The 26,554-nt window shown below is 73.1% G+C and carries 18 protein-coding genes; 11 read left to right on the forward strand and 7 right to left on the reverse strand.

Annotated features, from left to right (window positions below; all coding sequences use genetic code 11):
- Positions 1-9: 9 nt before the first annotated feature.
- Genes CHC05_RS05335 through CHC05_RS05345 form a run of 3 tightly spaced genes read left to right on the forward strand, consistent with a single transcriptional unit; the run spans position 10 to position 2,086 of the window.
- A complete protein-coding gene (locus CHC05_RS05335; RefSeq protein ID WP_089245280.1) occupies positions 10-1,161 on the forward strand; it encodes a 5-(carboxyamino)imidazole ribonucleotide synthase in 1,152 nt (383 codons plus the stop codon).
- On the forward strand, positions 1,158-1,655 hold the full coding sequence (gene purE / locus CHC05_RS05340) for a 5-(carboxyamino)imidazole ribonucleotide mutase (RefSeq protein WP_179266058.1): 498 nt from the start codon (positions 1,158-1,160) through the stop codon (positions 1,653-1,655). Before CHC05_RS05335 ends, purE begins: the two co-directional genes overlap by 4 nt.
- Positions 1,652-2,086: a GNAT family N-acetyltransferase gene (locus tag CHC05_RS05345; RefSeq protein WP_179266059.1), complete on the forward strand. Its 435-nt coding sequence runs from the start codon at positions 1,652-1,654 to the stop codon at positions 2,084-2,086. Before purE ends, CHC05_RS05345 begins: the two co-directional genes overlap by 4 nt.
- Here the strand turns inward: CHC05_RS05345 and CHC05_RS05350 are convergent.
- On the reverse strand, positions 2,083-7,341 hold the full coding sequence (locus CHC05_RS05350) for an SCO7613 C-terminal domain-containing membrane protein (RefSeq protein ID WP_089245282.1): 5,259 nt from the start codon (positions 7,339-7,341) through the stop codon (positions 2,083-2,085). The genes CHC05_RS05345 and CHC05_RS05350 overlap by 4 nt on opposite strands.
- A 180-nt stretch (positions 7,342-7,521) precedes the next feature.
- Positions 7,522-8,949 (reverse strand): UDP-glucose dehydrogenase family protein, encoded by a 1,428-nt coding sequence (locus CHC05_RS05355; RefSeq protein ID WP_089245284.1) that lies wholly within the window; start codon positions 8,947-8,949, stop codon positions 7,522-7,524.
- A gap of 276 nt (positions 8,950-9,225) precedes the next feature.
- On the opposite strand from CHC05_RS05355, the gene CHC05_RS05360 reads away from it, so the two are divergent.
- Positions 9,226-10,386: an acyl-CoA dehydrogenase family protein gene (locus tag CHC05_RS05360; protein ID WP_089245286.1), complete on the forward strand. Its 1,161-nt coding sequence runs from the start codon at positions 9,226-9,228 to the stop codon at positions 10,384-10,386.
- Between the two features lie 5 nt (positions 10,387-10,391).
- Here the strand turns inward: CHC05_RS05360 and CHC05_RS42985 are convergent, their stop codons facing one another.
- Together CHC05_RS42985 and CHC05_RS05370 are read right to left on the reverse strand one after the other, a co-directional pair.
- Complete coding sequence (locus tag CHC05_RS42985; protein ID WP_089245288.1) at positions 10,392-11,918, reverse strand: prolipoprotein diacylglyceryl transferase; 1,527 nt, start codon at positions 11,916-11,918, stop codon at positions 10,392-10,394.
- Between the two features lie 86 nt (positions 11,919-12,004).
- A complete protein-coding gene (locus CHC05_RS05370; RefSeq protein WP_089246118.1) occupies positions 12,005-12,652 on the reverse strand; it encodes a hypothetical protein in 648 nt (215 codons plus the stop codon).
- An 88-nt stretch (positions 12,653-12,740) separates the two neighbouring features.
- Between CHC05_RS05370 and CHC05_RS05375 the strand changes: the two genes are divergently transcribed.
- Positions 12,741-14,714 (forward strand): acetoacetate--CoA ligase, encoded by a 1,974-nt coding sequence (locus CHC05_RS05375; protein WP_089245290.1) that lies wholly within the window; start codon positions 12,741-12,743, stop codon positions 14,712-14,714.
- Here CHC05_RS05375 and CHC05_RS05380 read toward each other — a convergent pair.
- Positions 14,707-15,384 carry a TIGR03089 family protein gene (locus tag CHC05_RS05380; protein WP_089245292.1) on the reverse strand — a complete coding sequence of 226 codons (678 nt, stop codon included), beginning with the start codon at positions 15,382-15,384 and terminating at the stop codon, positions 14,707-14,709. The two genes, CHC05_RS05375 and CHC05_RS05380, sit on opposite strands and share 8 nt — an antisense overlap.
- A gap of 137 nt (positions 15,385-15,521) precedes the next feature.
- Here CHC05_RS05380 and CHC05_RS05385 point away from each other — a divergent pair, with 137 nt between their 5' ends.
- The 3 genes from CHC05_RS05385 (at position 15,522) to CHC05_RS05395 (ending at position 18,941) form a co-directional block, all read left to right on the forward strand.
- Positions 15,522-16,664, forward strand: coding sequence for a glycosyltransferase family 4 protein (locus CHC05_RS05385; protein ID WP_089245294.1), 1,143 nt, complete (start codon positions 15,522-15,524; stop codon positions 16,662-16,664).
- A gap of 112 nt (positions 16,665-16,776) precedes the next feature.
- Entirely contained in the window at positions 16,777-17,880 is a 1,104-nt protein-coding gene (locus CHC05_RS05390) for a mannose-1-phosphate guanylyltransferase (RefSeq protein WP_218824449.1), read from the forward strand.
- A gap of 23 nt (positions 17,881-17,903) precedes the next feature.
- Positions 17,904-18,941: a hypothetical protein gene (locus tag CHC05_RS05395; protein ID WP_089245298.1), complete on the forward strand. Its 1,038-nt coding sequence runs from the start codon at positions 17,904-17,906 to the stop codon at positions 18,939-18,941.
- A 3-nt stretch (positions 18,942-18,944) separates the two neighbouring features.
- Here the strand turns inward: CHC05_RS05395 and CHC05_RS05400 are convergent, their stop codons facing one another.
- Both CHC05_RS05400 and CHC05_RS05405 read right to left on the reverse strand, forming a co-directional pair.
- Positions 18,945-19,991, reverse strand: coding sequence for an ArsR/SmtB family transcription factor (locus CHC05_RS05400; protein WP_245870668.1), 1,047 nt, complete (start codon positions 19,989-19,991; stop codon positions 18,945-18,947).
- Positions 19,992-20,530: 539 nt separating this feature from the next.
- Complete coding sequence (locus CHC05_RS05405) at positions 20,531-21,565, reverse strand: hypothetical protein (RefSeq protein WP_089245302.1); 1,035 nt, start codon at positions 21,563-21,565, stop codon at positions 20,531-20,533.
- A 90-nt stretch (positions 21,566-21,655) separates the two neighbouring features.
- Between CHC05_RS05405 and cofD the strand changes: the two genes are divergently transcribed.
- The 3 genes from cofD (at position 21,656) to CHC05_RS05420 (ending at position 26,377) form a co-directional block, all read left to right on the forward strand.
- Entirely contained in the window at positions 21,656-22,591 is a 936-nt protein-coding gene (gene cofD, locus CHC05_RS05410) for a 2-phospho-L-lactate transferase (protein ID WP_089245304.1), read from the forward strand.
- 38 nt (positions 22,592-22,629) lie between these two features.
- Positions 22,630-23,697, forward strand: a complete 1,068-nt coding sequence (locus CHC05_RS05415; RefSeq protein WP_089246120.1) for a coenzyme F420-0:L-glutamate ligase — start codon at positions 22,630-22,632, stop codon at positions 23,695-23,697.
- A gap of 148 nt (positions 23,698-23,845) precedes the next feature.
- The gene (locus CHC05_RS05420) at positions 23,846-26,377 is read left to right on the forward strand and encodes a bifunctional FO biosynthesis protein CofGH (RefSeq protein ID WP_089246122.1); all 2,532 of its coding nucleotides are present in this window, start codon (positions 23,846-23,848) and stop codon (positions 26,375-26,377) included.
- Positions 26,378-26,554: the final 177 nt, after the last annotated feature.

Here is a 26,554-nt window from a genome sequence, read left to right on the forward strand (position 1 = left end):
TCGCGCGCCATGGATTCGCGTACCGGACTGCCTGTCGTCGGCATGGTGGGTGGTGGCCAGCTGGCCCGGATGACCCACCAGGCCGCCATCGCCCTCGGCCAGTCGCTGCGGGTGCTCGCCGCCCATACCGACGACGGTGCCGCGCTGGTCGCCGCCGACGTGCAGATCGGCGAACACACCGATTTGGCCGCCCTGCGCACCTTCGCCAAGAGCTGTGACGTGGTCACGTTCGACCACGAGCACGTGCCGGAGGCGCACATCCGCGCGCTGGAGGCCGACGGCGTCAAGATCTTCCCGTCGGCCGACGCGCTCGTGTACGCGCAGGACAAGCGCCGGATGCGGGAGCGGCTCTCGGAGCTGGGCGCGCCGGTGCCGCGCTGGCAGCCGATCACCTCGCCGGAAGATCTCGCCGCGTTCGGTGACAGCGCCGGCTGGCCGCTGGTGTTGAAGGCGTCCCGGGGCGGCTACGACGGGCGTGGCGTGTGGGTCGTCGACTCGCCCGAGGCGGCCGCCGAGGTGCTGGCCAGCGGCACCGAGCTGATCGCCGAGGAGCTGGTGCCGCTGCGTCGCGAGTTGGCGGTGCAGGTGGCCCGGTCGCCGTTCGGGCAGGTCGCGGCCTACCCGGTGGTGGAGACGGTGCAGCGCGACGGGATCAACGTCGAGGTGCTGGCGCCGGCGCCGCAACTGCCGGAGGACGTCGCCGTCGAGGCGCAGAAGCTGGCGATCGACCTGGCGACCGCGCTCGGTGTGGTCGGCCTGCTCGCGGTGGAGCTGTTCGAGACCGCGGCCGGGCTGGTCGTCAACGAGCTCGCGATGCGGCCCCACAACTCGGGGCACTGGACCATCGAGGGCGCGCGGACGTCGCAGTTCGAGCAGCACCTGCGCGCGGTACTCGACTACCCGCTCGGCGACACGGCACTGGCCGCGCCGGTCGTGGTGTCGGCCAACGTGCTCGGCGGCCCGCCCGGTGGCATGTCGATCGACGAGCGGATGCACCACCTGTTCGCCGAGGACCCCGGCGCCCGCGTGCATCTCTACGGCAAGCAGACCCGTCCCGGCCGCAAGATCGGCCATGTGACGGTGCTCGGCGACGACCTCGCGTCGTTGCGCGCCCGCGCCGCCCGCGCGGCCTGGTGGCTACGCGAAGGGACCCACGAGTGACGGCCGTCGGCTTGATCATGGGCAGCGACTCCGACTGGGCGACGATGCGCGCCGCGGCGGAGGCCCTCGACGAGTTCGGCGTCGGCTACGAGGTCGGCGTCGTGTCCGCGCACCGCACGCCCGACAAGATGATCGCGTACGCCCGGACAGCCGCCGATCGTGGCCTTCAGGTGATCATCGCCGGGGCGGGCGGTGCCGCACACCTGCCAGGCATGGTCGCGTCGGCCACCCCGCTGCCGGTGATCGGCGTGCCGGTCCCGCTGAAGTACCTCGACGGCATGGACTCGCTGCTCTCGATCGTGCAGATGCCGGCCGGCGTGCCGGTGGCCACGGTCTCGATCGGCGGCGCGCGCAACGCGGGCCTGCTGGCCGTCCGGATCCTGGCCGCCGCCGACCCGGCGCTGCGCCAGCGCATGGTCGATTTCCAGGCCGGCCTCGAAGTGCTGGTCGCCGAGAAGGAAGCCGCCCTCAAGGCGTCGCTACGGTCGGAATGATCCGGGAGCGACGGGCAGTCGACCTGCCAGGTTGTGTCGCCGCCCTGCGGGCGGTGCACGAGGCCGACGCGTACCCGCTGAACTGGCCCGCGGATCCGGTTCGTTGGTTGGACCCACCCGGTCTCGTGGCCGCCTGGGTCGCCGAGTCGCCGGACGGCACGATCACGGGGCACGTCGCGATCCAGGCCGGCGAGCTGAGCCGGCTGTTCGTCACGCCGGCGGCCCGGCGCCAATCGGTCGGCACGGCGCTGGTCGACCACGCGACGGCCTGGGCGGTCGAGCGCGGCATCGAGCTGACGCTCGAGGTCACCGGGCGGGCGGACGCCGTCGCGTTCTACGCGGCCACCGGCTGGCAGCACACCCACACGACGCGGGCCAACTGGACCGACCCCGCTGGTGGGCCGGTCCACTTGCGGCACTACACGCGTTAGCGCATCCCGCGCAGGCTGCGGATGCGTTCCTGGGCGCGGCGGCGGTTCTCGTTGTTGGCGCCCAGGACCAGCAGGATGACGCCGATCGGCAGGACGACGTAGTACGGGCCGACCCGCGTCACGGTGAAGTGGATCGCCGAGATGCCGGTGACCACCGCGCCCACGATGACCGGCGCCTGCTGCTTGACCATCGCGCCGAAGATGAGCGTCGCCGCCGCGCCGACCAGCAGGAGCAGCTCGCGGGTGTCGGTGGTGTCGCGGGTGAGCACCAGCACCGTGGTCGGCAGGAAGGCCGCCAGCAGAGCCGGGCCGTACGCCACCCAGCTGCCCAGCGACGGGCGCTGGCGGAGCTCGATCAGGCCAGCGACCAGCGCGACCGCGGCGAACGGCAGCGTGTACGCCTCCAGCAGCCGCACGTCGCCGAGGTCCATCAGCAGCCACCAGGCCACGACCTCACAGCCGAGCGCCGAGTAGAACATGACCCGCCGGCGGGAGGCCCGGCGACCGGGGCGACCGGCCGCGGCTCCGAGCACCGCGCCCCAGGCGGCGAGCAGGCCGGCCAGGTGCGGCAGCGAGTCGAAGGCCAGCGCGAACGCGATCAGACCGGCCGCGTAGCCGCTCCACTCGACCGTCGTCGCCTCGCGGCGCGCCTGCGGTTGGCGCAGCCGGGGCACCAGCGCCGCGCCGATCAGCAGCGCGGCGCCGACCCCGAGCACGCCGAACGCCGACGTGGTGCGCGGCAGGCCGCCGACCAGGCCCAGCGTCAGCACGAAGGCCTGCGCCATGATCGCGGCGAACAGCCAGCCGAGGATGCGGGCCCGCTCGGTCTTGCCGTAGAGCGCGGCCGCCGCGCCGACCAGGACCGCGCTGCCCAGCGTGAACAGCGTCATGCCGCGGGTGGCCAGGCTGCCGGAGAGGCCCGCGTTGCCGGCCGCGAGGCCGATGACGAAGCCGGCGATCCGGGCGGAGCGCAACGACTGCGCCAGCTCGGACTCCGGCGGCGGCGGGGTCAGCGCCAACCCGAGCATGGTGACCGCGAAGACGGCCAGCGCCGCCTGCGTGGTCTGCGGCCAGCCGAGGCCGAGCGACACCGGCGTGATCAGGATGGTCACCGCGATGCCGGGCAGCACCACCGGAATCGCCCGGGCCGGTCGGCCGCCGGAGAACGCCAGCGCGGCCAGCCCGGCCGCCACGGTCAGCAGCAGCGCGGAGAGCACGTTGGACGGGTCCACCGCGGCCGCAGGCGGGTCGAGGAGCGCCGGCGGCGGCCCCTCCCACACTCCGTTGACCACCTGGAGCGGATCGATCAGGGCGGCGATCAGGGCGGGGCCGAGAGCATAGAGGGCGAAGAGAATGCCGGGTACGGCCAGCAGCAGCGCGCCCATCGCCGGCTCCAGCGACCAGCGCCGGCCGGACGCGCCGAGCTGGCGGCGCCAGGGGCCCGAGCCGAACGCGCTCCACCGGCGCACCCGCTCCGCCTCGCCGCCCGGCGAGACGGTCGCCCGCAGCAGCTCGGCGAGGATGCCGAGCATGGCGGCGGCCGCCGCATAGACGCCGGGCGAGACGCCCGTGCCCAGGGCGGTGCCGGCGGTGATCGTGGCACCGCCGGCCAGGCCGACGGACGCGTACGCGAGGAACGGCGCCATCCGGGCCCGGGTCAGCGCCAGCAGCGCCATACCCAGGCTGGAGCCGGCCAGGGCGGCCGTCAGCACCACGACGGCCGAGCTGCCGACCGACGCGGCGAAGCCGGCGAGCGCGCCCGGCAGCGCCAGCAGGGCCCCGCCGACGGCGAGCCCGCCGACGGTGCTCAGGTGCGGCGGTGCGGCGACATCGGCCGGGGCGGCCACCCGCTCGCCGGTGGCGGTCGCGCGCGGCCGGGTCATCGTCGCCGTGCCGCCACCGCCGGCCGATGGGCCGAGGTCTTCGCCGGCGGGCACAGTGACTCGCTCGGTGCCGGACCGGCTGTTGGGCACGGTGACCCGCTCGCCGGCCCCCGGCGCGTCGGCACCGATCGGGGCCGCCGACTCCGCACCGGGGTAGCCGGCTGACTCGGTGGTGGCCCCGGTGCCGCCGCCTTGGCGGGTGAAGAGCGTCCACCGTGGGCCGGCGTCGTCGGACGGGCCGGCCACCGCGTTGGCGGCCAGGGCGGCGACGACGGCGCCGATCAGCACGATGATGCCGAGCGCCGCCGCGGTGGTCCACGGGCGCACCACGCTGGCGCCGACGGCGTGCAGGGCGACGGCGGCGGCGACCCAGATCCGGGCGATGCCGGCCCGGGGGTCGGCGGCCATCACGGCGGCCACACCGTAGACGGTGGCGACGGCGCCGCCGACCAGGATCGGCGAGTACCAGGGCAGGCCGAGGGCGGCGGGCGCACCGATCGTGGCCAGGCCGACGAAGACCCCGGCGACGTCGTACGACCAGGGGCGGGGCAGCACGATCGCGGCGGCGCCGGCCAGCAGCACCAGGGCCACCGGGGCCTGCCAGGCGCCGGCCGCGTCGGTGCTGCCGGGCCAGCGGGAGAGGTCGGCCGCCCAGAGCGCGCCGGGCGTCGCCAGGATCCGCAGGCCGCCGGCCAGGCACTGGTAGCCGGCCACGGCCGCGATCACGCCGCCGCCGACCGCGATGCCCAGGGCCGGGCCGCGCCGCCAGCCTTCCGGAAGTGCGCGCACGGCGATCGCGACGACCAGGATCATCGCGGCCACGGTCGCGATCTCGCCGCCGGGCGCGAGGATGGCCGCGATCCGGGCCAGCGCGCCGATCAGCGCGGTGGTCGCGGCCGCCGAGGCGAAGTCGGCGCCGTCGAGCATGCGGTCGGCCCGCCGGCCGTGGTCGATCGACGGCGCCAGGAACAGCAGCACGGCGGCGACCAGCATCAGCGTGCCGACCAGCTTGTCGGCGACCATCGACTGCGGTGCGGCGAACGCGGCGGCGGCGACGGTCATCGCGCCGAGGCCGGTGCCGACCGTGAGCGGGATGCTCAGATGCCGCTCGGCCACCTGGTTGAGCGCGGCGAAGCTGAGCGTCGCGCAGACCGCGAGGAAGCCGGTGGCCAGGATCGGCACCGTGGCGTTCGTGGCCGGCACGGTCGCGGCGACGAAGCTCGCCACCGCGCCCGGGAACGCGAACGCCGCACCGCCGGCCGCCCACTCGCCGACCGGCTCGGAGCCGGCGGCGTTGTCGCGGATCGTCGTGGAGCGGGCGGCCGCGGCGATCAGTGCCCCGCTGGCCGCGATCGCGAACAGCACCGCCGCCGTCAGCGCGGGGCGGGCGGTGGAGGCACCGGCGGCGGCCAACCCGACCAGGGCCGCGCCGACGGCGTGCGCGACACCGGCGCGGTTCGTGCGGGCCCAGAGGCCGGCCACGCCGATGGCGATCGCGGCGATCGCCGGCGGCCATGGTGCGGCCGCCCAGCCGAGGTCGAACGAGGCGGGCGCGGCGAGCGCGGTCAGGGCCGCACCGGCGACCGCGAGCTCGCGCCGGATCTCCTGCGGCGCGGCCAGCACGGCGGCGATGGTGAGCAGGGCGGCGGCGACCGCGAGCTGCCACTGCGCGGAGCCGATGGCCGCGTCGAGCTTCGCGTCGTACGCGGTCAGGTCGGCCCGCCACATCGGCAGCGCGGCGTCGATCGGCGCGATGGCGGCGCGCAGCGTGTTGCCGGCGATCACCACACCGAGCACCAGCATGGCCGCCGTCGAGGCGAGCTGCGGGCCCCGGCGCGACTCGTCCGGCAGCACCCGAAGGGCGAAGCCGATCAGCGCGATGATCGCCGCGACGACGACCAGCGCGTGCCCAGGCAACGCGACCGAGGCGACCCGGCCCGCCGCGCCGATGATGGCCAGCGTCATGATCGCGCCGGCCACGTCGGGCAGCGGGCGGCGGCGGAGCTGGAGTGAGCCGACCAGCCCGACGCCGGCGGACAGCACCAGCGCGATGCCGGCCACCGTGGCCGCCGGCAGGGTGTCTGCCTCGACCAGCCCGGCCACGGCGTAGATCAGGGCGGCGCCGATGGCGATGCCGAACAGCACCCAGGACATCTCGCGCAGCCACCGGGCGGCGACCTCGGTCTGCGGCGGCGGGCCGGACACGGGCGCGTCGGTGGGGCCGGCGTCGACCAGCACCTCGGCTTCCTCGGCGGCACCCTCGGGACGGCGGATCTCTGGGTCGTCGGCGTCGGTGCGCTGGCCCGGGACGGGGCTCGACACGATCCGGGACACCGTCGGGCCGTCGGAGGCCGGGCTCCGGTCGCCGGTCGGTTCCGCCCGGTCGGCGGGCTCGTCGGTGGTCGGTCGGGGCGGTGCCAGTCGGGCCGACCAGGCGGGCGGCACCAGGGAGCCGAAGGCGGCGTACTGCCGGCCCAGCCAGACGTCCAGGGCGGCCACGGCGGCCAGCGAGAACGCCCAGCCGGTCGGCCCGTCGATCGAGCGGTGTGCGAGCAGCGGGATGACCGGTTGCAGCGCGAGCACCGTGGCGTAGCGGGGCACGCTGAGGCCGGTCGCGCTCGCGTAGACCGCGGCGATCGCGGCCGTCGCGGCGAACACGATGCCGCCGAACACCTCGCCCGGCACGGGCCCGGTGCGGACGGCGGGGACCAGGTAGAGGGCGTAGCCGATCAGCGGCACGAGGGTCAGGCCGACCGCGGACACGGTCTCGGCCGTCGAGCTGAGCTGGCGGGCCCGGACGAACGGGGCGACGCCCAACATCAGCGCGGCCGCGCCGGTCAGGATCGCCAGGCGGGGGATCGCGAACGGGGTCACGCCCGCGAAGACCACCGCCGCGACACCGAGCAGGAGGGCGCCCAGGCCGAGGTAGACGTTCTGGATCTCCCGGGGCGACGCCTCCGCGCGTACCCCCTCGTCGTCGAGGTCCATCACCCGGGGCGGCGGAGGCGGCTCCGGGGGCTCTCCCGCACCTGTCGGCTGCTGCCGCGGGATGCGGGCGGCAGTCGGGTCGGCGGCCGGCGAGCGCTTGCTGGCCCGGCGGCGCAGCACCCGGCGGGGTTTCTTGATCTGCTCCTTGAGCCGTTCCTGGTTGGCCGCGGAGAGGATGTCGCGCTGGAACCGGGCGGCCTGCATCCGCTGCGCGAGCAGCCGCTGGTCACGGGCGAGCTGGATGTCCTGGCGGCGGATCTCGGCGATTTCGCGCTCGATGCGCTGCACCTCGTCGGCCCAGCGGCCCTGCTCGGCGTTGCAGTACGGGCAGCGGGGAGCGGGATCGATCTCCCGGCCGCAGGAGGGACACGGATACCTTTCCATCGCACCTCTTCGCGGCAGGACGGTGACGCCTATACCGAAGCATGCCCATACTGGACGTCGATTGAACAGTCCCTTTGGGCGTGTCCGGACGCGACACCCGAAATCGGTGACGTCCCTCCAATGTGAAAGGGCGCCCCCGGGGTACGGAACCCCAGAAGCGCCCTTCGAGCAAAACGACCGTTACGGGCGGCCCATGCCCCGGTAGACCCAGCCGGCCTGGGTCCACAGTGCCGGGTCCAGGCAGTTGCGGCCGTCGATGACCTTCTTGCCGCCGACCAGCTCACCGAGGGCGACCGGGTCGGCGTTGCGGAAGTCGGCCCACTCGGTCAGCACGCAGACGAGGTCGGCGTCGCGGACCGCGTCGTTGAGCGTCGGCTCGTACGTCAGGTCGGGCGAGGCCTTCTTGGCGTTGTCCATGCCCTCGGGGTCATAGACGTGCACGTCGGCGCCGGCCTTGAGGAGCAGCCCGGCGACGGCCAGCGACGGCGCGTCGCGGATGTCGTCGGAGTTGGGCTTGAAGGTCGCACCGAGCACCGCGATCCGGGCGCCGGACAGGTCCGGACCGGCCGGGCCGGAGCGGCGGCCAAGCAGCTCGGCGGCCAGGTTGAGCACCCGGGTGCGGCGGCGCAGGTTGATCAGGTCGACCTCGTGCAGGAAGCGCAGCGCCTCGCCGGCGCCGAGCTCCTGGGCCCGGGCCTGGAACGCGCGGATGTCCTTGGGCAGGCAGCCGCCGCCGAAGCCGACGCCGGCCTGGAGGAAGCGGTTGCCGATGCGGGGGTCGTAGCCGATGGCCCGGGAGAGCTGGGTGACGTCGCCGCCCGCGACCTCGCAGACCTCGGCCATCGCGTTGATGAACGAGATCTTGGTGGCCAGGAACGCGTTGGCCGCGACCTTGACCAGCTCGGCGGTGGCGAAGTCGGTGATGACCAGCGGGACCTCGCGGTCCTCGGTGGCGGCCAGGTCGAAGACGCCCTTGTGGGCCGAGTAGAGCAGGCCGTTGGCCCAGTCGCTCTTGACGCCGACCACGATCCGGTTGGGGCGCAGCACGTCTTCGACGGCGAAGCCCTCCTGGAGGAACTCGGGGCTCCAGGCGACCTCGACACCGAGCTCCGGAGCGACGTGCTTGCCGACCAGCTGCTCGATCCACTCGGCGGTGCCGACCGGCACGGTGGACTTGCCGACGATCAGCGCCTTGCGGTCGAGGTGCTGGGCGAGGTTGACGACCGCGGTCTCGACGTAGGTCAGGTCGGCGCCCATGCCGTCGCCGCGCTGCGGGGTGCCGACGCAGATGAAGTGCACGTCGCCGAACTCGGCGGCTTCCTGGTAGTCGGTCGAGAAGCGCAGCCGGCCGGCGGCGATGTTGCGCCGCAGCAGTTCGTCGAGGCCGGGCTCGTGGAACGGGACCACACCGGCGGCCAGGCCGGCGATCTTCGCCTCGTCGACGTCGAACCCGAGCACCTCGTAGCCCAGTTCGGCGTAGCAGATGGCGTACGTCGCACCCAGGTAACCGGTGCCGAGGAAGGTCAGCCGCGGGCGGGCGGCACCGGAAGGCGGTGTCACCGCCGCGATCGCCGGCATGGGCTGGGTGTTCGGGTACGGGATCGTCACGCCTTGGTTCTCCGCTCACGCTCGGCAGCGCCACTGTGCGCTACGTCGTTGTCGGGGCTGGCCGCGCCCGCACGGCGCGTCAGTTGGGACATCTGTTCTTCTGTCACCGCCGGAGCGGGCTCGCCTACGTGCGCAAGCGAGGATAGTGCGTGAGCCTACCCACTGTGCATCCGAGCCAACGTTACCGGTCGGTATCCTCAGCACTGGGCCGGATAGACACATGCCCGACGCACGCTACCGGTGGCTCTGTCCGCCGGCCAGGGGAGGGCCGCAATCATGACGCAGGGTTCGTTCGACGTTTACCTACTGCCAGAAGAGCACAGCACGATCAGGGCCGCCGTACGCGAGCTGTGTGACGCCCGGGTCGCGCCCAACGCCGCTGACGCGGACGAGACCGGTGAGTTTCCCAAGGCGTCGTACGAGGCCCTGCGTGCCGCCGACTTCCACGCGCCGCACATCCCGGTGGAATACGGCGGTGCCGGCGCCGACGCCCTGGCCACCGCGATCGTGATCGAAGAGGTGGCCCGCGCCTGCGCGGCGTCGTCGCTCATTCCCGCGGTCAACAAGCTGGGCACGATGCCGCTGCTGCTGGCCGGCTCCGACGCGGTCAAGGCCGAGTTCCTGCCCCCGGTCGCGCGCGGCGACGCGATGTTCTCGTACTGCCTCTCCGAGCCCGACGCGGGCAGTGACGCCGTGTCGATGACGACCCGCGCGGAACGCTCCGGCGACGGCTGGGTGCTCAATGGCGTCAAGCGGTGGATCACCAACGCCGGTGTGTCGGAGTTCTACACGGTCTTCGCGGTCACCGAGCCGGGCGCCCGGTCGCGCGGCATCTCGGCGTTCGTGGTGTCCAAGTCGGATGCCGGTGTGTCGTTCGGCGCGCCGGAGAAGAAGCTGGGCATCAAGGGCTCACCGACTCGCGAAGTTTACTTCGACAATGTGCATATTCCGGATTCGCGCCGAATTGGGGATGTCGGCACTGGGTTCGCCACCGCGATGCGCACGCTCGACCACACCCGGGTCACCATCGCCGCCCAGGCGGTCGGCATCGCCTCGGGCGCGCTCGACTACGCGCTCGGCTACGTCAAGGAGCGCCACCAGTTCGGCAAGCCGATCGCCGACTTCCAGGGCGTCCAGTTCATGCTCGCCGACATGGGCATGAAGCTCACGGCCGCCCGCGAGCTCACCTACTCGGCGGCCGGGCGGTCCGAGCGCGGCGACGCCGACCTGACCTACTTCGGCGCCGCTGCCAAGTGCTTCGCCTCCGACGCCGCCATGGAGATCACCACCGACGCGGTCCAACTGCTCGGCGGGTACGGCTACACCCGCGACTATCCCCTCGAACGGATGATGCGTGACGCCAAGATCACGCAGATCTACGAGGGCACCAACCAGGTGCAGCGCGTCGTGATGGCCCGCCAGCTCCTCAACGGCTGACCTGCTCAGAAGCGGCGCGTCGCGTCCGGGTCGGTCGGCGGCGTGGTCGGCGTGGCGTGACCCGGCGGCGGGTAGGCGGCCGGTGGCGGCGGCGTGCCGTGCAGCGGCCGCGTGCGACCGTCCGGGGCGCTCGGCTCGTCGCCGTCGCTGAGCACGGTCGTCTCCTCGTCGTCCCCCTCGTCGGCTGGGGCCTGGTGGCGGCTCGGCAGGGTCGTCTGCTCGTCGCTCCCGGGCTGTTCGTCGGCGGCGGTCGCCGGTCGTAGGACGGTGGTCTTCTCGGCGCTCTCGGGGTCGGGCCGGTCGGTCGGTTCCTCGGCAGCCGTCGCCGGTCGCAGCAGGGTCGTCTGCTCGTCGCTGTCCGCGTCGGACCGGTCGCTCGTCGTCGCCGGCCGCAGCACCGTGGTCTTTTCGTCGCCGTCCGGATCGACATCGCCGGACGGCGCCGCGACGCGCGTGGTCTCGTCCGTCGTCGGGTGCGGCGTCAGCCGGGTCGTCTCGTCGGTGGCCGGGCTCAACCGCGTCGTGGCGTCCGTGGCGTCGGCCGCGTCGCCGGCGCCCGGCTGGCGCGGCACGTGCGGGGTGAACCGCGGCGGCGGGGGCGGCGGCGTGCGTTCCCCGGCCGGCCGGGGTAGGCGCGGCGGTGGTGGCGTGCGTTCAGCGGGCGGGAGGGGCTGGCTGGTCGGCGGTGTCGACCAGGCGCCGCCGCCGGCAGGTGCCGGCCCCGCCGCAGGCGGAGGCCCGGACGCCGGGCGGGGTGGGGGCGGAGCGATCTGCCCGGAAGGCGGGGGCGGCGTCGCGGGCGGCCCACTGACCGGAGCGCTCTGCCCGAAGGGCGGTGCACCGGGCGGCCTGCTGAGCGGAGGGCTCTGGCCGACGGGCGGTGGCGGCAAACTGGGCGGCCCACTGACCGGGACGCTCTGCCCGAGAGGCGGTGGGGTCGCACCGGGTGGCCCACTGGCCGGAGCGGCCGAGGTCGGTGCGGGGACTGCGCCCGGACCGCCGTACCCCTGGCCGTAGAGCACCCCCGTGGAATAGGGCGCGGCGGGCGATCCGGGAGGCGGCGGGAACGGCGGCGGGGCTGGATAGCCGGCGCCGACGGTGGCACCCCGATAGAGCGGCTGCGGCGGCACCGCCGTCGCCGGATGCCGTTGCCAACGCCGCGGGCTGGTCACGGTCAGCAGCAGCAGCGTGCCGACCACCGGGCCGATCGCCACGACCGGGTTGAGCAGGCCGGCCGGGCGGCCGAACACGGAGGCCGTGAACAGGTCCTGGAACGGCCCTGGGTCCTGGGCCGCCCACACGCTGACCACGATGAACGCCAGCCCGGCCGTCGCGGGCCCGACCGGCGAGAGCCGGGTCAGCACGAGCAGGGTGAGCAGCACCCCGGCCGCGGCGAGGGCCGCGTAGCCGCCGACCATGCGCAGGTCGAACTGCCCGACCCCGATCGAGACCTCGTTCATCCCGTAGCCGGCCAGCACCCAGATGGCCGGTGCCAGCACCAGCGACAAGAGCAGCGATCCGAGATGGCGCATCGGGCCTCCCGCGGGGCTGCGGTCGATCCGGTGGATCGACCCAGGTGAAGCGCACCGTACCCCGCGGGAGCGACGAGTTCTGTCGCCTATTCGGCCTTACCGTCCGGGCGGTACGGCGCCGGCGGCGACGACCACGGTGACCCGCCGGCGGTGGGCGTGCCACCGAACGGCTGCTCCGAGCGGGGCGCCGGCACGCCGGCCGGCGGATAGGCCAGCGTCGGCGGGCGGGTGTCTGGGTCGGTGCTGAGCCCGCCGCCGAACAGGTCGGGGTCGGTGTCGTCCACACCGGACCGGGCCGGCGCGGCGGCGACCGGCCAGCGACGCCAGCGCTGCAGGCTGAACGCCGCCATCGCCAGCAGCAGGCCGAGGAAGAACAGGGTGCCGTTGTCGAGCGGCAGCCGCAGCGGCAGTGGGTCGCCGAACAGGCGCCAGCCGCCCGGCACCGCCGACCGCACCCGCAGCGGCGCGATGAACATGCCCACGTACGGCGCCATCAGCAACAGGCCGGCGAGCAGTGGGCCGAGCGGCGACCAGCGCAGCGTGGCGAGCAGGCCGAGCGCGATTCCGGCGGCGGCGAGGTAGACCGCGGGCTCGATCAGCCGGGCCGTGTTGAACGCGGAGGTGTCGGCCCAGGTGGTGATCGTCGAAGTCGATCCGTCCTGGCCGAGCGCGAGCAGAATCCAGACCAGCGGCGCGGCGACGATGCCGGCGAGCAGGCTCCACAGATGACGCACGCGAGCACCGTACCGGAGCGGGTTCCGGACCGTGAATGTGTGCGCGGCACCCACATGTCGTCGGCCTCGCATAGGGGAGGATGGCCGGATGAGCAACGAGGTGTTGTGGACGCCGCCGTCCGACGTACGCCAGACCAGCCGGATCGGCCACTACCTGCACTGGCTCGAACGCGAGCGGGGTCTGGCCTTCGCCGACTACGAGGCGCTGCGGCTGTGGTCTGTCCAGAACATCCCGGATTTCTGGCGCTCGATCTGGGACTACTTCGAGGTGGTCAGCCACACACCACCGACCGCCACGATCGCTGATCGGCACATGCCCGGCACGCGCTGGTTCCCGGGCGCGACGCTCAACTACGCCGAGAACGTGCTGCGGATGCCCGGCCGGGCCGGCGACGACCCCGCCGTGATCGCGCACGGCCAGACCCGCGCGCCGCAGACCCTGACCAAGGACGAGCTACGCGACGCGGTACGGAGGTGCGCCGCGGGCCTGCGCCGGCTGGGTGTCGGCCCGGGTGACCGGGTCGCGGCGTACGCGCCGAACATCCCGGAGACGTACGTGCTGATGCTGGCCTCGGCCAGCCTGGGCGCGATCTTTTCGTCCTGCGCGCCCGAGTTCGGCACCCGCAGCGTCTGCGACCGTTGGCAGCAGATCGAGCCGAAGGTGCTGGTCGCGGTCGACGGTTACCGCTACGGCGACAAGCCGGTCGACCGCGCGGCCGAGGTCGAGGCGATCCGGGCGGCACTGCCGTCGGTCGAGCACCTCGTGATGATCAACTACCTGAACCCGGCGGCGGGTTCCGGCTCTTCCGGCTCTTCCGGTTGGGACGAGCTCACTTCGGCCACGGACGAGCCGCTGACCTTCGCTCCGGTGCCGTTCGACCACCCGCTCTACGTGCTCTACTCGTCGGGCACCACGGGGCTGCCGAAGCCGATCGTCCACGGGCACGGCGGCATCCTGCTCGAGCACCTCAAGATGCTCGCGCTGCACCACGACCTCGGCCCGGCGGACCGGTTCTTCTGGTTCACCACCACCGGCTGGATGATGTGGAACTTCCTCGTCTCGGGCCCGGCAGTCGGCGCGACGATCGTGCTGTTCGACGGCAACCCTGGCGCGCCGAGCCTCGACACGCTGTGGACGCTGGCGGAAGAGACCCGGCTGACCTATTTCGGCACGTCCGCGCCGTTCCTGCTGGCCTGTCGCAAGTCCGGCCTGGTGCCGCGCGCCGACCACGACCTGAGCGCGTTGCGCGGGCTCGGCTCGACCGGCGCTCCGCTGCCGCCCGAGGGCTTCGCCTGGGTGTACGCGGACGTCAGCGACACCCTCCAGCTCCAGTCGCTGTCCGGCGGCACCGACGTGTGCACCGGCTTCGTCGGCGGCGTGCCGCTGCTCCCGGTGCGGTCCGGCGAGATCGCCTGCCGGGCCCTGGGCGCGGCCGTCGAGGCGTTCGGGCCGGACGGTGAACCCGTGCGCGACCAGCTCGGTGAGCTGGTGATCACCGAGCCGATGCCGAGCATGCCGGTCGGCTTCTGGCACGACCCGGACGGCAGCCGCTACCGGGAGGCGTACTTCGACGTCTATCCAGGCGTCTGGCGGCACGGCGACTGGATCACCATCAACGAGCACGGCGGCTGCGTGATCACCGGCCGCTCGGACGCGACCCTCAACCGCGGCGGCGTGCGCCTCGGCACGTCGGAGTTCTACTCAGTGGTCGAGGGGCTGCCGGAGATCGCGGACTCGCTGGTCATCCACTTGGAGGACAGCGAGGGCGGTGCCGGTGACCTGCTGCTGTTCGTGGTCACCACCGACGAGCGCGACCTCGACGGCGACCTGACGGCCAAGATCGCCAAGGAGCTGCGGACCGCCCTGTCGCCGCGGCACGTCCCGGACGCCGTCTACCGGATCCCGGGCGTGCCCCGCACGCTGTCCGGCAAGAAGCTCGAGGTGCCGGTCAAGAAGATCCTCACCGGCACGCCGGCCGAGAGCGCCGCCGCCAAGGGCGCGCTGGCCAACCCGGAGTCGCTGGCCGCGTTCGAGAAGCTGGCCCGCGAAGGGGTCAGCTGAGGTCGCGGGTGACCTGCTCGCTGGCGATCCGGCCGGCGAGCTTCGCCCGGTCGAGGTTGCCGCAGAGCACGATGCTGGCCCCGGCGGCCAGCGGCGCCAGCAGCCAGTCGGCCGGTTCGGGGTGCCGCGCGGCGTCGATCAACACCCGGTCGCCGGGCTGCAGGCCGAACGGGTCTGCGGTTTTCCAATCGGAAGAGCCACGGGGGTACGCGCCGAACACGTCACCGTAGGCCCGGACCGCCACGGTGTAGTCCTGCCAGCCCGTGGGCACCTCGCGCATCGGCAGGGCGAGCGGGTGCAGTGACAGCGCGTAACGATCGCCCGCCGGCCAGTCGCCGGCCTCGGCCACCCGGGCCTCGGTGGCGAACAGGACGTCGACGGGTCCGGGCGCGGTGGTGACCTCCACGCCGGCCGCCCAGCAGCCGAGCAGGACGGCCGCGGTCTGCCAGTGCGGTGGCAACAGGACGCCCGCCCGGTCGCCGTCGCCCAGCCCGGCGCCGTCGACCAGCAGGTTGGCGGTCTTCTCGACCCAGTTGTCGAGCGTGGCGCCGGACAGCTCGGTGCGTTCGCCTGTCGCGTCGTCGTACCAGGTCAAAAGCGGTCTTGTCGGATCTCGCCGGATTGCCGCCGCGAACATCCGCGCGATGTCGCCCGCACTCTCTTCGACCATCGGTCGCACCTTACCGGTTAGGCATCGATCGTTCGCCGTGTCGTCACGGTGTCACCGGCTCCGACCCGTCGCTGGCTCAGCGTAGGCTTGGGACCATAGTGGCCTGGCACACACCGCACCCTTGAGGAGCCCGCACCGTGACTTCCGGTCCGCCCCGCGTACTCGTCGACGCCACCAGCGTTCCCGCTGACCGCGGCGGTGTGGGCCGCTACGTCGACGGGCTTCTAGGCGCGCTCGGCAAGGTCATCGGCTCTGAGGTGGAGCTCGCGGTGGTGGGCCTGCGCACCGACGCGGAGCGTTACAGCCGGATGCTGCCCGCCGCCGAGGTGGTCGCCGCGCCCGCCGCGGTCGCGCACCGGCCCGCCCGGCTCGCCTGGGAGCAGACCGGCCTGCCGCTGCTGGCGCAGCAGGTCGGTGCCGACGTGCTGCACTCGCCGTTCTACACCTGCCCGCTGCGGGCCGGTTGCCCCGTGACGGTCACCGTCCACGACGCCACGTTCTTCACCGAGCCGGAGCACTACGACAAGTCCCGGCGCACGTTCTTCCGCAGCGCGATCAAGACCTCGCTGCGCCGCGCACACCGCGTGATCGTGCCGAGCAAGGCGACCCGCGACGAGCTGATCCGGCTGCTCGACGCCGACCCGACCCGCGTCGACGTGGCTTACCACGGCGTCGACCCCACCGCGTTCCACCCGCCGACCGCCGAGGAGAAGGCCCGCGTCGCCGCCCGGCTCGGGCTGGCCGGCACCGACTACGTCGCGTTCCTGGGCGCCAAGGAGCCGCGCAAGAACGTGCCGAGCCTGATCCGCGGCTGGGTCAAGGCGGTGCACGACCGACCCAACCCGCCCGCGCTGGTCGTCGCCGGCGGCCAGGGGCACGACGACGACATCGACCGCGCGGTCGCCGAGGTGCCCGGCCACCTGCGCCTGCTGCGCCCCGGTTACCTGCGCTACGCCGACCTGCCCGGGTTCCTGGGCGGCGCGCTGGTCGCGGCGTACCCGAGCTTCGGTGAGGGCTTCGGCCTGCCCATCCTCGAGGCCATGGCGTGCGCGGTGCCGGTGCTGACCACGCCCCGGCTGTCGCTGCCCGAGGTCGGCGGTGACGCGGTGGCGTACACGAGCGAAGATCCTGACCAGATCGCCATCGACCTGGCCGCGCTGCTCGACGACGAGCCCCGCCGGATGGCGCTGGGCAAGGCGGGCTTCGACCGGGCCAAGGAGTTCACCTGGGAGTCCAGCGCCGAGGTGCACATCGCGGCCTGGCAGCGAGCCCGGGCATGACCGAGCCTTGGCGAGGGCATCATCAGCAGAGCCCGCGCGGGCAGGGCGGGTCACCACGCAGTGGGGACCCGGCATGACCGGTGGATTTGCGGCGGTCCGGCATGATGTCCCGATGCACGCCGTGATCCTGGCCGGTGGCAGCGGCACTCGACTGTGGCCGTTGTCCCGACTCCACCAGCCCAAGTTCCTCCACCCGCTGTCCGGCAGCCCGATGTCGCTGCTGCAGGCGACGGTCGAGCGGGTCGCGCCGCTGGCCGGTCCGGAGCAGACCATGGTGGTGACCGGCGCGGCCCACGCGGCGTCCGTGGCCCGGCAGCTCACCGCGCTGCCCGAGGAGAACATCCTGGTCGAGCCGTCCGCGCGCGACTCGTGCGCGGCGATCGGCCTCGCGGCGGCGTTGATCGCCCGGCACGACCCGACGGCGATCATGGGCGCCTTCGCCGCCGATCACCTGATCACCAACCCGGCCGAGTTCGTCAAGGTGGTCCGCGAGGCGGTGGCCGGTGCCGAGCGCGGGCTGCTGATGACCATCGCGATCAAGCCGACCCGCCCGGAGACGGGCTACGGCTACCTGCGCTGCGGCGCCGAGGTCGGCCCGGGTCCGGTGCGGATGGTCGAGGCGTTCACGGAGAAGCCGGCGTACGAGCTGGCCAAGCAATATGTCGAGTCCGGCGACCACCTGTGGAACGCCGGCATGTTCGTCTGGCGGGTCGACGCGTTCCTCGCGGAGCTCGCCCGCCAGCAGCCGAGCCTGCACGACGGCCTGTGCCGGGTCGCGGCCGCCTGGGACCAGCCCGACCGCGACGAGATCCTCACCACGATCTGGCCGACCCTGACCAAGATCTCGGTCGACTACGCGGTGATGGAGGGTGCCGCCGCGGCCGGCAAGGTCGGCACGGTGCCCGGCGACTTCGGCTGGACCGACGTCGGCGACTTCCAGACCCTGGGCGACGTGCTGCCCGGCGACTCGCGCGGCAACGTGGTGCTCGGCGGCGGCGCCGACCACCCGGGTGAGAAGCCCGGCGTGCTGCTGCGCGACACCGACCGCCTGGTCGTCGTGCCGCACTCGGGCCGGCTCGTGGCCGCGCTCGGCGTCGGCGACCTGGTGATCGTCGACACTCCCGACGTGGTGCTGGTCTGCTCCCGCGAGCGCTCTCAAGAGGTCAAACAGCTGGTCGACGAGCTGAAGGCTCGGGGCGACGACGGATTTTGCTAGCGCTTTGTCTTTAGGCTGATCACATGACCGCGCCATTGCGCCATGTGGAGTTGTCCGTTGCCGGCAACGAGGCCAGCGACCTGCTGCCCGTACTCTCGCCGGCTCTGTTGGAAGCCCACGGTGCTCGTCGTGGCCTGTGGACGGTGCTCGACGAGGGTCCGGTCGAGGCCTGCGTGGCCCTGCTCGTGCAGGACCACGAGGGCCGATGGGCGGCGCACCACCAGGGCTTCGACGCCGGTGCGGAAGCGGGCCGCACCGAAGACGGCGAGGCGCTGGCGCACCGCGACGGCTGGGTCTACGTCGTCGGCTCGCACTTCGGCTCCAAGGGCGGCCCGCTGCGGCCGAAGCGGGCGTTCTTCGCGCGGTTCCGCGAGGCCGACGCCGCCCGCGGGGTGGTGAAGCTGCACGTGGTGCGCAACCAGCTCCGGCTGCACCGGGCGATCAACGACGCGCTGCTGGCCGCCGACATCAGCCCGCTGCCGCCCGGCGAGCGGGTGCAACGGCAGTTCATCCGGGAAACCCAGATCCGCGGCGCGGCGAAGGCGAAGAGCTGGACCTCGCGGGTGATCACCGGCGATCTGCCGGTCAACGTGGAGGCCGCGGCGTTCACCCCGGCCGGCACGCTGCTGCTCGGCCTGCGCTTCCCGGTGACGCAGGACGGCGAGCCGATCATCGTGGAGATCTCCGACGTCGAGGGCATGTTCGACGCCGACCCGCGCACCTGGCCGGCGGTGGTCCGGGCGTACGCGCTGACCGGCGTCACCCCGCCCGGCACCCTGACGGGCTTCCGGGCCCTGACCGCGTCGGGCGACGGGTTCGAGGCGGTCGTGGGTTCGATCGACGCGCTCGGCAAGGGCTCGGTGCTGTTGGACGACCACCCAACGGGCGGCGACATCACGTGTACGCACGTGCGGTTCGCCCTGGGCTCCAGCTCGCGTGTGCCGGGCGAGGTGGTCGACGACCTGGCGCCGTTCCGCAACGTCGAGGGAATCGCCCTGCTCGACGGCGAGCGCATCTACGTGACGGACGAAGACCACCGCATCGCCCTCTGGCACGACTGAGCCTTAGTCCAGCATTGCCTTCCCGAGTGGCGTCAGGGTGTGCAGCATCGTGTTGCCGTCGCGGCGGCTGACCAGAAGCCCGGCGTTGCGCAGCACGGCGGCGTGCTGGCTGGCGGCCGCGGGCGAGACGTCGAGCCGGCGGGCGATCTCACCGGTCGAGCAGCCGCCGTCGACCACCTCGAGCACCCGGGCGCGGGTGCGGCCGAGCAACGCGGCCAGGGCCGGCCGTCCCTGGTCGGCCGGCTGGTCGAGCCCGCCGAGCCGCTCGACGGGATAGACGAGCACGGGCGGCAGGTCCGGGTCGACGAGCGTGACGGGGGTACGCGCACAGAAGTACGCCGGCACCAACAGCAACCCGCGGCCGTCGAGATAGAGGTCCCGGTCGGCCGGGTAATGGCCGACCTCCAGCACCTCCCCGTCCCACCGCATCCCCGGCCGCAGGCTGCCCAACAACCCGTCGGCCCCGTCGGCGAGCATGGCCCGAGCCCGCTGGCTGCGGTCGGCCTCGACGGCGCTCTCGATCCGGCTCCAGTGGGGAGCGATCGCCAGCGCGCGGTAGGCCTCCATCGAGTCGGTCAACCGATGCAACGTCGTGACGTCACCACGGGCGAGCGCGGCCGCGGTCGCCGGCAGCCGGTTGCGTTTGGCCAGCAGGTTGAGGTCGCGGCGCAGGTTGGCGGTAGGCGTCGACCGGATGGCGTCGAGCGCCGGCAACAGCCCGGCCCGGCTCTCGAACGGGGTGAGGAAGTCGGGGAAGTAGCCCTGCGGTGGGTTGAGGGCGAACAACAGCCGGACGCTGGCGCCGTCGTCGCTGTGCCGGAGCCCGGCGGCGACGTCGCGCCGCCAGCCGGCCAGCAGGGGATCGCGGTCGGCCCGCCGAGCCTGAAAGAGATGCAGGCTGAGAATCAGTTCCCAAACCGGATCCGCACCCGGCGCAACACGCGCGCGCGCGACGTCGTCACGGGTGAAATGAATCCGCAGCACGATCTCGTGGGCTCCGGGAAGGGGTAGCGGGGCGTCCGTGTGGTTGAGCGTACCGGCTGACCTCAATGTTTCAGCTCTGGCTGAAAGTCCTCGCACTCGGCGTGCGCTTTGGCCATGCTCGTGTTAGCGCCCACATGAGCGGGGCGGCATTGCCGTCCGGCCGACCACCAACGAGGGCCCGCGACGCACGTCGTGGAGGTGGCGGCCGGGCGAGCCCGCGCGTAGACCTTCCTCCCGGGTCCGCGCCACAACGGCACCACCCGCCGCGACGTGGGGGCCCGGCGGGTGGTGCCGTCGGCCTATGTCTCGGCCGTCTGGCCGATGCCCTCGCCAGGTCACGCCTTCGCGGCAACACAAGCTGCCCGCGACCCGTTGGGTCCCGCATCGGGTCGCGGGCCTCCCAGCCGGCCGAGGGCGCGGTCGGCCTGCAGCGTCGCGGCGTCCGGGCCGCGTAGCGCCTCGCCTTGGACCTTGCCCGGCTGGGTCTGCGCCCCGACTGCGGATCGCCGATCTTCGGCGGTCGCCTGAGGCTCAGCTGGGTGCGGACATGAATCGGGGGCAGCGGGTCCGGCTTGGTGCCGGGCCTGCTGCCCCCGATTTCGGTGTCAGCGGATGTCGGGCCGGGTCGCTTCGTCGTCGGCCGCGGCGGCCGGTGGCGGCGCTGAGCCGGCGCTCGGCTGCTGGCTGGCCGGGTTGATCACCTGGGTGCGCTCGGCCTCCGGCGTCGGGATAGCCGTGGTCGGCTCGTCCGCCTGGCCGGCGGGCGCCGCCGGGCTGGCCGGTGCCGGCGGGACCGGCGGGGCCGAGACGGGCGGAGCGGTGATCGTCTGGGTCGCCTGCGGTGCGCCGGAACCGGGCACCGGCGGCCAGGTCGCCGGCTCGGCCGACGCGGACGGGCCGGCCGGCGGGTAAGCGCCCGGCTGACCCGGCGCGCCCGGACCAGCCGCGGGCTGGCCGCCCGGAGCGGTGGGACCGCCCAGGCCGGGAGCCGCGCCCGGGTAGGACGGCGGCGGCGGGTAGCCAGGCTGGCCGTACCCGGCGGGGGCGCCGTACCCGGGCTGACCGGGGTGGCCCTGCCCGTAGCCCGGCTGCCCGGGAGCGCCCTGCGGGTAACCAGCCGGGGCGCCGTACATGCCGGGCTGGGGCTTGGGTCGCGGCACGTAGTAGAGGGTCCGCCAGACCTTGTAGATCAGGAACCCGGCGGCCGCGAAGATGCCCGCGTACGCGATGCGGACCAGCAGCCCGGTGAACGCCGCCCGGACCTCGCCGTCGACCAGCGAGCCGAACAGCCAGGCCAGCAGCGCGATCACGCCGAACACGGCGGACACCGCGTATTCGGCCAGGGCCACCTGCGTGACCAGCTTGGCGCGCGGCACGGCCGGCTTGAGATGTGTGGCCAAGAGCACGGCGAGCAGAGGCAGCACGATCGCCTCGATGCCCGCGAAGTCGAAGAAGCTGCCGCCGGCCCGGCTGGAGAACCCGACATTCGCCGAATAGGGCACGAGCAGATCGATGAGCCCCACGAACAGCAGGACGGCGTTGGCGCCGACCAGCACGAGGGCGATCAACTCGCGCCAGGGTTTGGTGATCTGATTGGCCGAGGTCTGTTCAGTCGACCCGGCCTCGGGTTGGGTGGTCACGGCTCCCCCTGGGGCGATGACGGAAGATGGCTTTCGTGAGCGTAGTCGCCCGGGCGCCGGGAAACCGGCAGTGTAGGTAAGGATTGCGGAATGCACATCGTCGTTTTGGCTGGTGGTATTGGCGGCGCGCGGTTCTTGACCGGCGTTCGGGCATATGCCCGGGACACCGGTGCCGAGGTGACCGCGATCGTCAACGTCGGCGATGACGTCACCATGCACGGCCTGCGGATTTGTCCGGACCTCGACAGCGTCATGTATACCCTGGGTGGCGCCGCGGACCCAGAACGCGGTTGGGGGCGGGTCGGCGAGACCTGGGCGGTCAAGGACGAGCTAGCCGCGTACGCCGCCGAGCCCACCTGGTTCGGTCTGGGCGACAAGGACATCGCCACCCACCTGGTGCGCAGTCAGATGCTGAACGCCGGCTATCCCCTCTCTGCCGTCACCGAGGCGCTGTGCCAGCGCTGGCAGCCGGGCGTGCGGATGCTGCCGGCCACCGACGACCGCTTCGAGACCCACGTCGTGGTCGACCTCGACGGCGAGAAGGCGATCCACTTCCAGGAATGGTGGGTACGCCACCGCGGCGAGGTGCCGACCAAGCGCTTCGTCTTCGTCGGCGCCGACACGGCGAAGCCGGCCGCCGGCGTGCTCGAGGCGCTGGCCACCGCCGACCTGGTGCTGGTGGCTCCCAGCAATCCCGTGGTCAGCATCGGCCCGATCCTGGCCGTGCCGGGCCTGCGCGCCGCGTTGACCGCTCCCGTCGTCGGCTTCTCGCCGATCATCGGTGACAGCCCCGTGCGGGGCATGGCCGACAAGTGCCTGGCCGTGCTGGGCGTGCCGTGCACGGCAGCCGGGGTCGGCGGAATGTACGGTGCGCGCCGCGACGGCGGCATCCTCGACGGCTGGCTGGTGGACAGCACCGACGCGGGCACCGAGGTGGCCGGGGTCACCGTGCGCGCCGTGCCGCTGTGGATGACCGACGAGCAGACCACGGCGGAGATGGTCCGCGCGGCCATCGACCTGGTATGACTGCGGCTGACGCGGTAGCGGCGGGCGGGGGAGTGGGCATGCGGCTCGAAGTGTTGCCGGTCGAGGGCATCGGCGACGTGCGCCCCGGCGACGACCTCGCGGCTGCGATCACCACCGCAGCGCCGTGGCTGCGCGCCGGCGACGTGCTGGTGGTGACGAGCAAGATCGTGTCGAAGGCGGAAGGCAGCCTGGTCGACGTGCCGGTCGACGGTGACGAACGCGCCGTCGCCCGCGACGAGGTGCTGCGCGCCGAGACCGCTCGACCGGTGGCGCGCCGCGGGCAGACCCGGATCGTGCAGACCCACCACGGCTTCGTGATGGCCTCGGCCGGTATCGACGCGTCGAACGTCGACCGCGCCCACCTCGTGCTGCTGCCCAAGGATCCCGACGCCTCGGCCCGCGCCCTGCGCACCACGCTGCGCGAGCGGCACGGCCTCGACGTCGCCGTAGTGATCTCCGACACGATGGGCCGGCCATGGCGCAACGGGCTCACCGACGTCGCGCTCGGCGCCGCCGGGATCTCGGCCATCCGCGACCACCGTGGCGAGGTCGACCCCTACGGCAACGAGCTCTCTATCACCCAGATGGCCGTCGTCGACGAGCTGGCCGCGGCCGGCGAGCTGGTGAAGGGCAAATGCGCCCAGGTGCCGGTCGCGGTCGTACGCGGCTATCTGGACACGCCACTGCCGGAGGCCGACGGCGACGGTGCCGCCGTCCTGGTGCGCGGTGCGGATCAGGACCTGTTCTCGCTCGGCACCGCCGAGGCCCGCGCCGAAGGACTTCGGGCCGCTGCCCGCCTGCCCGACCATGGCCGACCTCCCTTCCCCGTGCTCGACGAGCTCGACTTCGAGAAGGCGCTGACCCGCGCCCTGGCGACGATCAGCGCGGAATCCACGGCGACGTTCGCGGCCGACCTGCTGCCCGGCGACGACTCCGGCCGTTGCCGCGTCGTGTGCCGACCGGCCGACTCCGGTGGCGTCGCGCTCGTGTCGTTGGGCGCGGACGTGCAGCGCCTGCGTGCGGCCCTGGCCGCCGATGGGCTCGGCTCCACGATGGAGACTGCCGAGGACGGTCGCGGCACACACGTGGTGGTAACTGTCAGCTGAGGCGGCGCTCGCTCCGAGTTGGGTTCGCTCATACCCTCTTCATCGGAACGAGCCGGCCGGATGGTTCGCGATCGGCCAAGATTTTTCGCGGTGACCGCCGCCACGGGATTCTGTCGGTGGCACCGCCTACGCTTCAACGGTGGCTGATCTGATCCCGACCTCGCCCACGCCGCCGACCGCGGCGAGCATCCGGCGGGCACTGGCGCGCGCCGCAGACGGCAAGGCGCTCGATCCGGGCGAAGCGGCAGACCTGATGGCCGCGCGTGGCGAGGCACTCGACGAGCTGCTGAGCATCGCCGGCGCCATTCGCGACGCGGGCCTGCGCGACGCCGGGCGGCCGGGCGTCGTGACGTACTCGCGCAAGGTCTTCATTCCCTTGACCCGCCTGTGCCGGGACCGTTGCCATTACTGCACCTTCGCCACCGTGCCGCACCGGCTGCCGGCCGCGTTCCTCGACCGCGACGAGGTCGTCGCGATCGCCCGCCAAGGCGCCGCGCAGGGTTGCAAGGAGGCGCTGTTCACCCTCGGCGACCGGCCCGAGGAGCGTTGGCCGGCGGCGCGCGAGTGGCTCGACGCGCGGGGCTACGACTCGACCCTCGACTACGTGCGGGCCAGCGCGATCGCCGTGCTCGAAGAGACGGGCCTGCTGCCGCACCTCAACCCGGGCGTCATGAGCTGGGCCGAGCTGCAGCGCCTCAAACCGGTCGCGCCGAGCATGGGCATGATGCTCGAAACGACCGCGACCCGGCTGTGGTCCGACAAGAGCGGCCCGCATTTCGGCTCACCTGACAAGGAGCCCGCGGTCCGGCTGCGCGTGCTCGACGACGCGGGCCGGGTCGGCGTCCCGTTCACGACCGGCATCCTGATCGGCATCGGCGAAAACCTGGTCGAGCGCGCCGACTCGTTGTTCGCGATCCGCCGCTCGGCGCGCGAATACGGCCACATCCAGGAAGTCATCATCCAAAACTTCCGGGCCAAGCCGGACACCGCGATGCGCGGCATGCCCGACGCCGAGCTGCTCGACCTCGCCGCGACGATCGCGGTCGGGCGGATCATCCTCGGCCCCGGCGCCCGCATCCAGGCACCGCCCAACCTGATCGAGGGCGAATACGACCTGCTCCTGCGGGCCGGCATCGACGACTGGGGCGGCGTCTCGCCGGTCACCCCCGACCACGTCAACCCGGAACGCCCCTGGCCGATGATCGACGAGCTCGCCGCCCGATCGGCCGCGTCCGGTTTCACGCTGCGCGAACGACTGACCATTTATCCCGAGTACGTTCGGCGCGGCGACCCCTGGCTCGACCCGCGGCTGGCCGGCCACGTGGCGGCGTTGGCCGAGCCGGTCAGCGGCCTGGCGGCCGAGGGCACGCTGCCGGTCGGCCGGGCGTGGCAGGAGCCCGACGAGGCGTTCGTGCCCGGGGGCCGCACCGACCTGCACGCGACGATCGACACCACCGGCCGCACCGGCGACCGGCGCGGCGACTTCGACTCCGTCTACGGCGACTGGTCCGAGGTGGCCGACCGCATCGCACCCGAAGCGGTCGACCTGGGCCGCGGTGCGGCGGTCTCGCGGCAGGCCTCCGACGTCCTCGAAGGCCTGCGCCTCGCGGCCACCGACCCGGCGGCGTTGTTGGAGGAGCGACACGAGGCCGCGGCCATGGCACTGTTCAACGCCGACGGCACCGCGCTCGACGAGCTGTGCCGACTCGCCGACGACGTCCGCCGCGACACCGTGGGCGACGACGTGACCTACGTGGTCAACCGCAACATCAACTTCTCCAACGTCTGCTACGTCGGCTGCCGCTTCTGCGCCTTCGCCCAGCGCGAACGCGACGCCGACGCCTACCGGCTGTCGGTCGACCAGGTCGCCGAGCGCGCCGAGGAGGCTTGGGCGGCGGGCGCCACCGAGGTCTGCATGCAGGGCGGCATCGACCCGAAGCTACCGGTGACGGCCTACGCCGAGATGGTCCGGGCGATCAAACAGCGGGTGCCGGGCATGCACGTCCACGCCTTCTCACCCATGGAGATCGTCACCGGCGCCGCGAAGGGCGGCATGTCGGTCCGCGACTGGCTCCAGACCCTGCGCGACGCGGGCCTCGACACGATCCCGGGCACGGCGGCCGAGATCCTCGACGACGACGTCCGCTGGGTGCTGACCAAGGGCAAACTCCCGGCCGCCACCTGGGTCGACGTGGTGTCGACGGCACACGAGCTGGGCATCCGATCGAGTTCCACGATGATGTACGGGCATGTCGACCACCCCCGACAGTGGCTGGGCCATTTCCGGGTGTTGGCCGGCGTCCAGGACCGCACGGGCGGCTTCACCGAGTTCGTGGCCCTGCCGTTCGTCCACACCAACGCCCCGATCTACCTGGCGGGCATCGCCCGCCCAGGCCCGACGTGGCGCGAGAACCGGGTAGTCCACGCGATGGCCCGCCTACTCCTCCACGGCCGCATATCCAACATCCAGTGCTCCTGGGTAAAGCTGGGCGACGCGGGCACGGTCGCGATGCTCAACGGCGGCTGCAACGACCTGGGCGGCACGCTGATGGAGGAAACCATCTCGCGCATGGCGGGTTCGGCCAACGGCTCGTCGCGCACGGTCGAACAACTAAAAGCCATCGCCACGGCAGCCGGCCGCCCGGCCCGCGAACGCACGACGGCCTACGGTCTGCGCTAGAGCGCCACCGCCGGTGTGCTCGGCCGGTCACCCGACGACCGCCGGCCCGGTGGCGTCCGGCGGGCGCCGCTGAGCCGGGTCCACGGTTGTGGCGGTGGGGTGAGACCAGCGCCCGTGTGGCGGTGGGCTGAGCTCGATCGAGGGAATCGCCGTCTGAGCCGGCCGGCCGGCCCCTGA

The sequence above is a fragment of the Asanoa hainanensis genome, from assembly GCF_900188485.1.
Classification (GTDB): Bacteria; Actinomycetota; Actinomycetes; order Mycobacteriales; family Micromonosporaceae; genus Asanoa; species Asanoa hainanensis.